Origin of the sequence: Planococcus chinensis, from assembly GCF_042681545.1 — a bacterium.
Taxonomy (GTDB): Bacteria; Bacillota; Bacilli; order Bacillales_A; family Planococcaceae; genus Planococcus; species Planococcus chinensis.
Window position 1 is genome coordinate 364783 of sequence record NZ_JBHUFW010000005.1, and the last position, 12744, is coordinate 377526.

Consider the following 12744-nt stretch of genomic DNA (forward strand, 5'->3'; position numbering starts at 1 on the left):
AATTTACCGGGTTTCCGGAAAGTTTTCCGTTTTGTTTAATCCAGCGGGGAAAGAGGTATGGGGGAAGAAAAGGCGGATGCCTGAAGCAAAAGTAAAATGTGCTTGAAGGCGCCTTGCCGGAACCATCTTTTCTTAATAGGGAGAGGTTCAGCAAGTGTACAAGGAGGCGATGGGACATTGGAAAACCGGTCATTTTACGGGGGTAAATGGAAGTGGATCATTCTGGATGAAATCGAAGAGCGGAATTCCCTTTCCCTCTACAGCAAGCTGGAGAGCGAAACCTATTGGCATGAATCGTTGAAAGCGAATCGCACGAGCAGCCTCTATATGGACACTGCAGTGGAAGGCGATGAATCGATGTGGGGGTCGATCATTTACCACCAAGACATCGAAGAGCATAAAAACCAAAGCATCCTGCATTATTATTTGGAGGGCGAGACCCTCATCACCAATAAAATCGAGTACTCGCTTCTGTACAATATAAACGAGCGGCAATTGATCGATAAAATGGAAAGCGCTGAGAATGCCATCGAAGGGTTCATGATCCTGCTCGGCGAAGTTGTCGCTTCGTTCCTGCAGGACATCGACGAGTTTGAGGACCGCATGCATGAATTATTGTGGCGCATCAAAATCAAAAACGATAAGCAGGTGCTCGACAATATCATGGGCCAGCGCCACGAAGTGCTGGTATGGAAAAACCTCATGATTCCGATCATCGAAATCCGGGATGCCGTCCCGGAAGTGTTCGGAGAGATTTTCACCGAAGGGAAGCATCACCAGCGCACTTCCAGACGGATCACGCGGTGCCGCGACATCATCCAGGAATACGATACGGAAATCCGGGAAATCGTCGATCTCGAAACCGTAATTGTCTCCTACCGCGGAAATGAAATCGTCAAGACTTTGACGATCATTACCGTAATGTTTACGCCAATCGCAGCGTGGGGCGCGCTTTGGGGGATGAACTTCGAGAACATGCCCGAACTCAAATGGAAGTACGGCTATGCGGCCGCGCTCACCGTCATCGCCTTTTCGACGCTTCTCCTGTATTTCTACCTGAAGAAGAAAAAATGGATGGGCAGCGTGCTGCAAAGCTTGACCAAAGAGAACGGGAAGTCCTAGACAAGAGGAATCCGGCGAAGGAGCGCAACACCCTTCGCCGGGTTCCTCTTTTCAGGTTATTTTCTGTCCGCCCTTTCCGTTTCTTCATCGTCCCAGTCGTCCTTATCCCGCTTATCGCTATAATTCCCTTGCCCTTCTTTTTCACCTCTGCCGCGGTCGGATGCGGCATTGCCTGGCCGCTCATGAAGAACGTGGACAAAAAAAGCGGTTGGCAGCAGCAACCCAATTCCGGCCTGCAGAATAGCGAAGAACCGGGCTGGACCGACCGGAACCAAGTCGCCATAACCGACCGAAAGCATCGTGACCCCGCTGAAGTACAAGTACTCCCAAAAGCTGCCCTCACTTTCTCTGCCATCTTCGTCATTCAACCGAAGCACTGGCGCATCCAGCCCTAATGCATAATACAGCACAGCAAAGCCGATCGTAATGCCTGTCATGGCAAAAAAAGCTTTTGGAACAATGACGATTGAAAGTAACTTCTTTCATACCGATGCCCAGCAAAAAAATGAACCAGATTCGCCGCCATGAAAACCAACGCCAACCCTATTAAAACGGTTGAGAACATTGTCAAAATCCTCTCTTAATAAGTGATTGGTTAACGTTATCGTAAAGCAGTTCGAACCATATCTCCACTTATCTGGCTGCCCAATCATGCACCTGCCAAAGAAATTCTTGAAAAAAACGCATTTCCCCCATTTCTGCACAGAAACTGCAAACCCATTGGGAAGGGTAGAGTATGGACGAAAAAAATCGATACGAGGAGTTGAAACCGATGAAGAATTACATCCGATTCGGCATCATGATCGGAACCTCCACATTCATCATGTATTGGCTGATGTTTTTGAACGTTTTCCAATTCGACCATGTCACGTTCAGCGAGACGCGGATATACATGGCACTGATTATGGGGTCCGTCATGGCCATCGTCATGCTGCTGTTCATGTGGAAAATGTATGAGAATAAAAAGGTGAACGCCGCGATACTTGCCGCGAGTACCCTGGTATTCGCATTGTCATTGTACCTTGTGCGCAGCCAGGTGCTGATCGAAGACAAAGGCTGGATGTCAGCCATGATCCCCCATCATTCGATTGCCATCCTGACGAGCGAACGGGCGGATATCAGCGACCCGCGTGTGCGTGAATTGGCGGACAGCATCATCGAAGCGCAGAAAAAGGAAATCGCCGAGATGAAGCGGCTGATTGAAGAACTTGAAAATGAAGAATAAGGCGAACCACAAAACGAGAGCAGCCGGTTTTCCGGAACTGCTCTCGTTTTATGTTTGGCCTTTTACAGGCGGATGTCCCCCCGTCCGGCAATCAGCCGCGCGCCAGCCCCTTCCACATTTGCCAGCGGGTCGTGCGGCTGCAGCGCGCTCCAATCGATGCCGGCGAGTTCGTCGAGCAGCGCCAACGGCACCTGGAACGTCTGAAACGGTCCGTAGGCGAATTCCAAATCGCCGATCAAATCGCGCTGCGTCAGCAAGTACGCCGTCGCCGACAGCGCGCCGCCTTCTTTGGCCATGACCGCCACTTTCCAGAATTCCGCCGGGATCCGGAATTCGCCCCGGTACACGACATCGTCGTCCCGGAAAACCGGACCGGTGAAGACATTTACTTTGAAGCCGTTTGCTCCGGCGTTTTCCAGGATGTAATCCTCGAGGCTCAGCCACGTCTTCTGGTTAAGTCCTTTGTGCTGCGGAGCGCTATTCGTGAAATGGAACGTATGGGCATTCGCCTGGACAGCGTCCCTCCCCCAGTTCGGATCCTGCCTTCTGGTCAGATGGCCGCGGTCCAGGTCATTCCTGGCATACAGCTCCGGTCCGCTCTGGAATTCCCGGGCCATGCGCGGGTCGAAATACCATTTGTCGTTCGAACGCTTCACTTCGACCAATTGGCTGCCGTCGATGTTCACGGCTGAATAATACGCGAGGCGCCGCGACCGGCTCATGACGATGGAAAAATGTGTATAGTCGAGCTCCTTTCCACCGTCGAGCGTTTCGGCGACGTCCGCCGCATCTTTCACCGGCGGGAGCGGCACGTTCAGCCCTTCGCCCAGAAATGCCGGGTCGTAACCTCCGGCGTCATTGTACCAGTCGGCTGCCAGTTCCCCGACCTCGATCGGCGCCGCAGGACTGTCGGGAATCGGCGCTTCGGGCAGCACGCCGTCAAGTAGCGACGCGCCAGCTGCGTCAAGCTTGCCGCGTTCGCCATGCAAATGGTGGAGGATCGAACTGATCCGGATGCCTTCATTGGCAATCCATTTTGTCGGGTCGGCCGGATCCGGAACGCCCGCGTGGTGAAGCGCCGAGACGATCCACTGGTCGTTGAAGACCGGCGAGCCGGAGGAGCCCGGCTCGGTGTCGCTCGCGTAATGGACAAAATGGTCCGACAGGAATTTCACTTCGTTTTCCCGGACCGTCACGGCTTTCGGTCCGCCTTTCGGATGCTGGATGATGGAGACGTATTCGCCTTCAAGAATCTTGCCCGGCATCGGAAGCAGCGGCAAGTAACCGAAATCCGAAACACGCGCGCCGCTCAGCCCTTTCTCCTGCACCGCAATGACTGAGAAATCCAGTGCTTCATCAGTGATGAACAACCGCTCCGGTTCGAGACGGAACGGCACGATGGTGCGCGGCATGAAGTTCACGTCGTCTTCGTAATTGAATTCCGCTACTGCATTCAGCGCAGTGTCGTACGAATCGACGACATGGTTGTTCGTCAAAATCAGCGACGGGGAAATCAAAAATCCGGTGCCGTAGCCTTTGATCTGGCCCTGGTGGTTCCGCAGCGAAATGCGGCACACCGATTTGGCGGCAATCAAGCCGGCTTCAAGATACGCAATCGGGAACAAGTCGCTCCGGTGGATGATGCGCTCTGCCGCCAGGCTGTCGTGGGGATTGATCACGCTTCTGCGGACATCCATCGTTTCCGGGCCCGCTGCCGCTGCGGCTTCCCTTTTCCGGTCCTGCTGAAGTTTCTGGTAGCGCGCCAAAGCCGCCCTTTCGATCCGGTCCATTTTTTCGTCCGCCATGTTGAATCCGCTCCTTTGCTGCTCGATTAGTCTCTTCTTGGGCTCATGCAATGGAAAAAGAGCAGCCGGTGTAGCGCAGCTGCTCTCTATAGGTGTTTATTTTGTGAAGATCGCGTTGGATACGAGGCGGAACAAGTAATCCGTATGGTCGCGGAATCCTGGCTCCATGCCAATCAACGTAACGTCCTTATCATTTTCACGGACGATGACCGGCTGTCCTGATGCGGCTTCGCTGCCTTTCCAATGGCCCGCCATGAAGAAGTCGCTGTCATCGAATGACGCTTCTACTTCCTCAGCGTCAACGCCCGTGTACCAAGCCGGGCGGTAGACGAAGCCGATGTCGTCCTGGCCGTAGCCTGCCGTGATGCCCGTGCCGTCGTAATCAACCGACACGATGCCGTTGCTGTTGCTGCCGCCCGTGTTGATTGTCGCTGTCGTCAAGCCGAGTGTTTTCGTTGCACGCGATGCGCCCGCGCCGGCTGCGATGTATTTGCCGCCGTCTGCGATGAATGCATTGATATTCGCTTTGAACTTCGCGAGCTGCTCAGCGTTTTGGAAGCCGAACTCTTTGTTCGCAGCGCTCAAGTTGGTGGAGATCAAGCCTTCCGAGCCGTTGTAAATGAACGCATCAAAACCGGCGAGCCCTGCTTCCGCCACTTCGACCGGCGAAAGTTCGGTTACGTCAAAGCCGAGGCGTTCAAGCGCCAAATTCATGCCGGCATGCGATTGGACTTTGCCCATGCCGCCGTCTTCAAGAATGGCGACTTTCACTGCAGAAATCGCTTCTGCATCTGCAGGGACCGTTCCGCTCTTTACCTGGAGGCCGGATGCTTTGACCGCTGCCGCAATTTTATTGGCCGGCGCTTCCACATAGAAGTCGCCCGTTTCGCTGCGTTTTACCGCAACGCCTTGCGCAAGAAGCGTGTTCACCAATTCCACCGCTTTGACAGATGAATTCGGGATGACGAATGGCCCTTTTCCAGTAACGGAACCTTGGCCTTTCACTTCGCTGACTTTTGCTGCCGTTGCGTCAAATGCCTTGTTGATCGGGTCGGCCTGGAAGCCCCAAAGTTCCGGCAGGCTCCATGCGGAAATATCGTACATCGATGGCGTATCATCCGTGATGTCTTCGCCGTCCCACAGCATCGTGTTCGCAAGGCCCGCTTTCGCCTGGTCCATCTTCACGATATACGAACCCTTGGCATAAGTCTTCCCGTCCGCTGTGAAGTCTTTGGACGCTTTCACCACTTCGATGTCATTCTGGATCAGGTGATTGACCGCTTTTTCCGTCACCGTCGGATCTTCCTCATCGACCGGCAGCACGTAAGCTTCCGGGAAGAAGCCGTCTGCATGGAACGGATGGTCGAAGTTGATGCCGCGCTTGAAGATCTCGATCTGATCGGCGATCATCTCTTCTTTATTGTCCGTCGCGTACTGCAATGCGCCCATGACGGCGTCGTACATCCACTTCACGCCGTCTTCGTCATTGGTCGGCGCTTCAAGTGTGTGGCCGTAAGCCCCGTGGTACATGGCGTACATCGGTGTGAAGATCGGCGGATAATCGTCCCAGCCGGCTGCGTCGTCGCGCTGCGGCACGTAGGTGCCCGTCATGTTCTGGTAGAGCGACCCTTCGTACTCGCCTTTATTGCTCATAATTTCCGCTTCCATCGCTTCCGCTTGTCCGTATGCCCATTTATTGTACAGGTCGTACTCGTAGTTCGGGTTATGCGGCGGCGTACACGGCTCGATCAAGCCCTGCTTGTTCGGCGCGTAGTTTTTCACGTAGCCATGCGTGTCCAAAAAGACCATCGGATTCCATTCGGTGATCAGATCGACCGTGTGCTCGGTTTCCGGCTGCGACTGGGTGATAAAGTCCCGGTTCAAGTCGATGCCTTCGCCGTTGAAACGGGTCGCATCGACGCGGCCGTCCGGATTCGCCACGACGTTGAAGACCAGGATGTTGTTCTCGAGGATTTCTTTGGTCTGCACGTCGTTGTCTGTTGCGAAACGTTCGATCAATTGCATGACCGCGTCGCTGCCGACAAATTCCGTGCCGTGGATCGAGCCGTTGATCATGATCGGCACTTTGAAATCAGGATTCTGGGCGATCCATTCCTGGGCTTTTCCAGGATTTTTGAACATCTGCTTGCGAAGTGCCTTGTTGTGGCCGAATTTGCCGCCGGTTTTCGGGTCGGCAATGGTTACGACATACAACGGATGGCCGTCTGCCGATTCGCCTTGGATCTCCACTTTGATGCGGTTGGATGCTTTATTGATGCGCTCGAGTTCTGCTCCGACTTTCGAGAATTTCAGGAAGTCGTAGTTCTCGGAGTTGAATTTGCTGCCGTCTTGTTCTTCCAATGCGTTGACATAGGTGGTTTTCGGGGACTCTGCGAGGACCGAAGACCACGGGGCTGTCGCCAGCATGCTGACCGCCAATAAACCGCTTACTGCTTTTTTCATTCGTTCTCCTCCATTTATAGTAGTATTTGTATAAATATGGACTAATACTAATAATAATTGAAGAATAGGAGGACTTCCATAATACAAATAGACTAATAATTTAGGTTTTTCAGAGAACATTCCAGGCTATTTTGGCGGATGTTTTTATTAAGATTGTTTCGTGTGCCATAATTTTTTGTCATGAATAAAAGCTTGGAGATTTTCTCCAAGCTTTTGGCGGTTTTCTTCTTTTTGGAGTTTGGCGGCGAGTTCCTACTTGGAATGCCCGAGTTCCCACTTGGGACCTTTGAGTTCCCACTTAAACCTCCTGAATTCCCACTTGGCCCTTTATCACCCTTCCAAGAATTCCTGTACGGTTTCCATGAAGCGCTCCGGTTCTTCCGCGTTCGGGGCATGCCCCGAGTTCTCGAATTCGGTGAAGCGGGCGTTCGGAATCAAGGAGGCCAGCTCCTTTCCGCGCTCGGGCGGATTCAGCCCGTCGTACGTGCCGCTGATCACCAATGTTTCTGCTGCGACGGTCGGCAATGCTGCCCGGAAATCAAATCCGGCAAGCGCTTTGTTGGCTGCCGCCATTTCCGCGAGCGACAATTCCTGTTCGGTCTGCCAAAGCTCTTCCTGCCATTCCTTGACGGCTTCCTGGTCATGGAACATGTACTTGAAAAGGATGTCGGGATATTGCTGTTCGTCGACGCCTTTCAATTCTTCCGCGTGCTGCTCGATCATTTCCTGGGTGGAAGATGTTTTGCCGTGCGCTTTGGAGACGACGAGCACCAATTTTTCCACGCGGTCGGGGTGGGCGAGCGCGATGCCTTGTGCGATATAGCTGCCCATCGAAACACCCAATACATGGGCTTTTTGGATGCCCAGATGATCGAGCAGCGCGACGGTGTCCTCGATGTGGTCGTTCAGCGTGAATTCCGCCGGCTTGTCCGAACGGCCGTGCCCGCGCGAATCCAGCCCGATGACCCGGTAGGATGCGCCCCAATGATCCATTTCCCGCTTGAACATGGCGCGGTTCGCGCCGAGCCCGTGCAGCAGGATCAGCGGCGCGCCTTCCCCTTGTTCTTCGTAATACAGTTCGATACCGTTTGCATTGAATGTCGGCATTCCTTCTCCTCCTTCTTGATTCGAGTTCTAAGCTTCTATACCCGTTTTTCTGGAATCTCCCCTAGTTAAAAGCAACTTCCGGAATGCACACAGCGTCCAATTTCAAAAGCAAGATCTTGGGAGGCGGTGCGTAATGAAATCTTTTTTGCTTTTCGGATACCGGCAAGCCCTATCGTGTATTTTCCCTGTCATCATTTTCGCTGCGCTGGCCGTATCAAAGTTTATCGACATCCCGTATTTGCCCCGCTATGATTTTATTCTGCTGGTGTGCATCCTGGCACAGGTGTTCATGCTGACATCAAAATTCGAGACCCGGGATGAGTTCAAAGTCATTTGTGTGTTCCACGCGATCGGGCTCGGGCTAGAATTGTTCAAAGTCCATATGGGGTCATGGGCATATCCGGAAGAAGCCTACAGCAAGTTTTTCGGGGTGCCGCTCTACAGCGGTTTCATGTACGCCAGTGTCGCGAGCTATATCTGCCAGGCATGGCGGCGTTTCGACCTGCAAATGTATGACTGGCCGAAGCCGTTCTACAGCATTGCCATCAGCATCCTGATCTACGCAAACTTTTTCACGCACCATTTCACGTACGACGTCCGCTGGGGATTGAAGGTTTTGCTGGTGCTGATCTTCTTCCGCACGATCGTCACGTTCCGCATTGACAATAAAACCTTCAAGATGCCGATGATGGTTTCTTTCCTTTTGATCGGCTTCTTCATCTGGATTGCGGAGAACATTACAACTTTTCTTGGCGCCTGGCAGTACCCGAACCAGGAAGCGGCGTGGTCGCTTGTCCATATCGGCAAAATCAGTTCATGGTTCCTGCTCGTCATCATATCAGTCATCATTGTTGCCCAGCTGAAGCGGGTGAAAAGCTCGTTGAAATATGAAAACCAGCCCATACGTATAACACATAAGGAAATCTTATAGAGTCTCTTCTTTTATTTCGAATTAACTTATGGGCTTCCTTTCGCTATGATGGATTCATCAGGGAGGTGGCAAAATGGAAATCACATTCAGAGAAGCTGAAGCCGGAGATGTCGGGCGGATCGTAGAGATGCTTGCAGACGATGTGCTCGGCAGCCAGCGCGAACGCTTTGAAGATCCGCTGCCGGAAAGTTACATGGAAGCTTTCCGGGCGATCGATGCCGATCCTAACAACGAATTGACCGTCGCTTGCCGGGACGGCCGCATCATCGGCGTCGCTCAGCTGACATTCACCCCGTATTTGACGCATCAAGGTTCATGGCGCATGACCATCGAAGGCGTCCGGACATGTTCGTCGGTGCGTGGCCAAGGAGTCGGCAGCGAATTGATCCGCTACGGCATCGAACGCGCAAAAGCGCGCGGCTGCCAGCTGGTCCAGCTGACAACTGACAAGCAGCGCCCCGATGCCTTGCGGTTTTATGAAGGCCTGGGGTTCAAGGCGACGCATGAAGGGATGAAAATGAAGTTAGGGGAATAGCACAACCCCCCTAGCATTAAAAAGGAGGCCATGTATGGATCCTGAAGAACGCGATTTCTTTGCAGCTGTGCCCGTTGTTCTTCCAATATACGCACGTATAAAAGACCGCATTTCAGCCCTCGCGCCGCAAACCCGGGTGGAAGTCCGGAAAAGCCAGATTTCGTTCATCGATGCCCGGGTATTTTCCGCCGCCTGGCTTCCGCCCCGAAAAATCAAAGGGCGCCCGGAACATTATCTGGTTCTGACATTGTGGCTCGGCTATCCGCTCGAAGGCGCCAGAATAGCTGAGGCTACCCAGATCCGGCCAGGGCGTTGGACGAATCACGTCATCATTTCAAAGATCGATGAAGTGGACGAAGAGCTGTCGGGATGGATTGCCGAAGCCTTGGACTTCTCCCGCCATTGAAAAAGGGGCTATCCTAGTAGGGCTGCTGTTCATTGCGGCGGACGCTTTTTGCGGGCTCGCGCCGAACTAACTAAGAACCTGTGCTCCTGCGCAAGCTCGTCGCAAATACTTGCCCTCGCAAGCTTCGGTCAAGCATTGACTGGTGTCCGAGTGGATTTCGGCACTTCGCTGGCCCGCTGGCAAAACCGGTGCTCCTGTCTCTGCATTGCACCTGCATCGCTACGCTAGCTTCGGTGCATGAAAAACCGTCGCTGCGCTAGCTTCGAGACATGAAAGGGCGTTGCATCGCTTCGCTGCTTCGTCGCAAACAAGTCGGCCGAACTCCCTTCGGCCAACTTGCTCGCCGCCTCCATTCCCATCAGCCGTTTATAGAATAAGTAAAAGACAAAAGGAGAAAAAGTGAGACTTTTTCTCCTTTTGTCTTCAGTTTTAGACTTTTTGGACAAGCTCTATTTTGTGTTCATTTCTGCAAGATTTCCGCCAGTGCGTCATCAAGCGTTTCATAAGTGAACTTGAATCCTGCACGCTCGATCCGTTCCGGCAGCACCCAGCGGCTTTTCAGGATCAGTTCGGTCTCGGTGCCAAGCGCAACGGCGCCCGCCTTGAGCATCCACTTTGCTGCCGGCAGCCCGAGTTTACGGTTCATCGCTTTTCGCATCGCCTGCATGAGTTCGTCATTGGTCACCGGATTCGGGGCCGACGCATTGAAGACGCCGCTCAATTCGTCATGGTCCTTGATGAACAGCACCATGCGGTACAGGTCCTCGATGTGGATCCAGCTGAACATCTGCTTGCCGTTTCCTTGCTTGCCGCCCAGGCCGAACCGGACCATGTTCTTGTATGGCTCCATGACGCCGCCGTCCCCGAGGACGATGGCGATGCGGAGGGCCGCTTGGCGCGTCTTCGGCAGCTTGAAGCTGAAGAACGCAGCTTCCCATGCCTGGCCGACTTCGACAGAGAAGCCTTCACCCATGTCGCCGCCTTCTTCGGTCATCGGCTGGTCTTCCGCATGGCGGTAAATGGTTGCCGTACTCGCGTTGATCCAGAGCGGCGGCGGCTGATCGCAGGCGAGCAGCGCCTTGCCGAGCGCTTTGGTCGTATCGGTGCGCGACGTCAGGATCTCTTTTTTATTCGCCTCGTTATAGCGGCAGTTGACCGATTTTCCTGCCAGGTTGACGAGCATATCCGCGCCTTCGAGCGCAGCAACGATGCCGTGGTGGTCTTTCCACATGATCTCGGTGTTCTGCCGTGAAATGATGTGGACGTCATACCCTGCATCCGTCAGACGCTCCTTGAAATACTGGCCGATAAATCCGGTACCGCCTGCTAGAACTGCTTTCTTTGCCATCGAATCTCCCCGTTTCTTTCTTTGTCTATTCATTTTGACGCCCTTTCAGCCGAAAGGTTCAGGATGTGTGCATTTATTCGTTCAAATAGGCATCCCAATCGTAATCCTCGATTTTAATAAACGCCCCTTCTTCGTTCCGTTCATAGGCGCAAAGCGGTTCATCCTGAATAAATGCCAGGATCGAGGCATCGATGTTCAGGACTTTGCCGATAGAGATGTACTGGTATTCTTCCGGATTGTTCAGCGCTTCGTCGTCTTCGAAGCCGCTCATGACCGTCCAACCGGAATCCTCCGGTTCATCCGCATGATCCCTAAGCATGAAGTTGAATTCTTCCCGTTCGAGGACATCGTTGCTGACAAGGATTTTCGTGTCGAAATAGGCGTCGAGGTCCTCGGCATCCGGATCTTCATATTCGGTATCGCAGACGTGTTCCACCGCGAATGTGATTTCATCCCCCACTTCTAAGCTTTCAACAATAAAAGGTTCATTTGCCAGCACGCCTTTGAAGTCATCTCCTGTTCGTTCCGTGATTTCCACCCACATGCGTTCGCCCGCAAAGCCGTCTTTTCCTTCGGGCGCCGAGAAAATCAGCTTGACGATGTCGCCCCTTTTCAGCCGGCCGATCACTTCTTTGCTCGGAACATAGAACGTATACGGCGCCTGCGCTTTTATCTCATAGACATTCTCCAAATACCACTCCATCGGCGCGCCTCCCCAATTGTTTCCTTATTCTGCTATTATACCCAGTATCCTTGCATTTGTTCCAATTCCAAATAAAAAATGCACCGCCGCTTGGGCAGTGCATTTTCCGCTTTTTATAAATAGACGATAGCTGCTAGAATAGCCGCCAAGATGATACGGTAAATCGCAAACGGCGTCAGTTTCACTTTCGCAATCAGCTTCAGGAAGAAGCGGATCGAGATGAGCGCGAAGATGAATGCGCTGATGAATCCGACCGCGTAGAATGACAGGTAATCCATCGACAGCGTGTCCAGGTTTTTCAGGACCGACACAAGGCTCGCACCGATCATGATCGGGACTGCCATAATGAATGTGAAGTCCGCTGCGGTGCGGTGGCTCATGCCGAACAGCACACCGCCTGAAATTGTGGCGCCTGAACGCGAGAAGCCCGGCCATAGCGACAAGCACTGGACGAGGCCGACTTTGAACGCCTGCACATAGGTGATTTCATCCAAGCTGTTGACTTTCGGGTGCTGCGGTCCGAATTTATCGGCAGCGATCATCAGGATCGCTCCTGCGACAAGCGCATAAATGACGGTCTCGACGCCGAACAAATGGTCATCAATCAGATCCTTGAACGCGAATCCAAGGACGACCGCCGGCAGCATGCCGACGATGACGTGCAGCAAGTTGAAGTTTTTATTTGTTTCCTGGCCTTCGATTTTGTATAAACCGACAAGGCTGAACAGGCGTTTCCAGAACACGACAACGACCGCTAAAATCGATCCGAGCTGGATGACGATCTTGAACGTGTTCGCCGGGTATTTCCCGAGAAACTCCTGCGATTTCAGCCACATATCATCGACGATGATCAAGTGGCCGGTTGATGACACGGGCGCAAACTCGGTCATCCCTTCGACAAACCCCAAAATGAGGGCTTTCAATAAATCCATCCATTCCATTCGTTTTCATCCTACTTTCCACAGTGAGAGCTCTGGCCGAAAAAATGCCGCTATAATAAATACGTTTTTTTGGATAGGAAGTTGCACTTTTATGTAGATTGCTTCTTTCAGGCTCCCAAAAATCATTCCGCTCCATTATAACAGAAAGGGGAGACGCG

Annotated in this window: 12 protein-coding genes; 5 read left to right on the plus strand and 7 right to left on the minus strand. The window is 52.9% G+C overall.

What is annotated here, in order from left to right; all coding sequences use genetic code 11:
- Nucleotides 1-177: 177 nt before the first annotated feature.
- On the plus strand, nt 178-1122 hold the full coding sequence (locus ACFSDB_RS09365; protein ID WP_204892035.1) for a magnesium transporter CorA family protein: 945 nt from the start codon (nt 178-180) through the stop codon (nt 1120-1122).
- Between the two features lie 56 nt (nt 1123-1178).
- On the opposite strand, the gene ACFSDB_RS09370 is transcribed toward ACFSDB_RS09365, so the two are convergent.
- Nucleotides 1179-1559 (minus strand): potassium channel family protein, encoded by a 381-nt coding sequence (locus ACFSDB_RS09370; protein ID WP_377339860.1) that lies wholly within the window; start codon nt 1557-1559, stop codon nt 1179-1181.
- A gap of 335 nt (nt 1560-1894) precedes the next feature.
- Between ACFSDB_RS09370 and ACFSDB_RS09375 the strand changes: the two genes are divergently transcribed.
- The gene (locus ACFSDB_RS09375) at nt 1895-2347 is read left to right on the plus strand and encodes a DUF305 domain-containing protein (RefSeq protein ID WP_204892036.1); all 453 of its coding nucleotides are present in this window, start codon (nt 1895-1897) and stop codon (nt 2345-2347) included.
- 62 nt (nt 2348-2409) lie between these two features.
- Here the strand turns inward: ACFSDB_RS09375 and ACFSDB_RS09380 are convergent, their stop codons facing one another.
- From ACFSDB_RS09380 to ACFSDB_RS09390, 3 genes are all read right to left on the minus strand, one after another.
- Nucleotides 2410-4152 (minus strand): DNA/RNA non-specific endonuclease, encoded by a 1743-nt coding sequence (locus ACFSDB_RS09380; protein ID WP_204892037.1) that lies wholly within the window; start codon nt 4150-4152, stop codon nt 2410-2412.
- A 96-nt stretch (nt 4153-4248) separates the two neighbouring features.
- Nucleotides 4249-6615, minus strand: a complete 2367-nt coding sequence (locus ACFSDB_RS09385; RefSeq protein WP_204892038.1) for a M14 family zinc carboxypeptidase — start codon at nt 6613-6615, stop codon at nt 4249-4251.
- 330 nt (nt 6616-6945) lie between these two features.
- Nucleotides 6946-7722 (minus strand): alpha/beta fold hydrolase, encoded by a 777-nt coding sequence (locus ACFSDB_RS09390; RefSeq protein ID WP_204892039.1) that lies wholly within the window; start codon nt 7720-7722, stop codon nt 6946-6948.
- Between the two features lie 133 nt (nt 7723-7855).
- Here ACFSDB_RS09390 and ACFSDB_RS09395 point away from each other — a divergent pair, with 133 nt between their 5' ends.
- The 3 genes from ACFSDB_RS09395 (at nt 7856) to ACFSDB_RS09405 (ending at nt 9594) form a co-directional block, all read left to right on the plus strand.
- Nucleotides 7856-8653, plus strand: a complete 798-nt coding sequence (locus tag ACFSDB_RS09395) for a DUF817 domain-containing protein (protein WP_204892040.1) — start codon at nt 7856-7858, stop codon at nt 8651-8653.
- 73 nt (nt 8654-8726) lie between these two features.
- Nucleotides 8727-9188: a GNAT family N-acetyltransferase gene (locus tag ACFSDB_RS09400; RefSeq protein ID WP_204892041.1), complete on the plus strand. Its 462-nt coding sequence runs from the start codon at nt 8727-8729 to the stop codon at nt 9186-9188.
- 34 nt (nt 9189-9222) lie between these two features.
- Nucleotides 9223-9594 carry a DUF5655 domain-containing protein gene (locus ACFSDB_RS09405; RefSeq protein WP_204892042.1) on the plus strand — a complete coding sequence of 124 codons (372 nt, stop codon included), beginning with the start codon at nt 9223-9225 and terminating at the stop codon, nt 9592-9594.
- Between the two features lie 460 nt (nt 9595-10054).
- Here ACFSDB_RS09405 and ACFSDB_RS09410 read toward each other — a convergent pair whose 3' ends face one another.
- The 3 genes from ACFSDB_RS09410 to ACFSDB_RS09420 form a co-directional block, all read right to left on the minus strand.
- Entirely contained in the window at nt 10055-10942 is an 888-nt protein-coding gene (locus ACFSDB_RS09410; RefSeq protein ID WP_204892043.1) for a TIGR01777 family oxidoreductase, read from the minus strand.
- Nucleotides 10943-11015: 73 nt separating this feature from the next.
- A complete protein-coding gene (locus ACFSDB_RS09415) occupies nt 11016-11645 on the minus strand; it encodes an immunity protein Imm33 domain-containing protein (RefSeq protein ID WP_204892044.1) in 630 nt (209 codons plus the stop codon).
- A gap of 113 nt (nt 11646-11758) precedes the next feature.
- Complete coding sequence (locus ACFSDB_RS09420; protein WP_204892045.1) at nt 11759-12586, minus strand: undecaprenyl-diphosphate phosphatase; 828 nt, start codon at nt 12584-12586, stop codon at nt 11759-11761.
- Nucleotides 12587-12744: the final 158 nt, after the last annotated feature.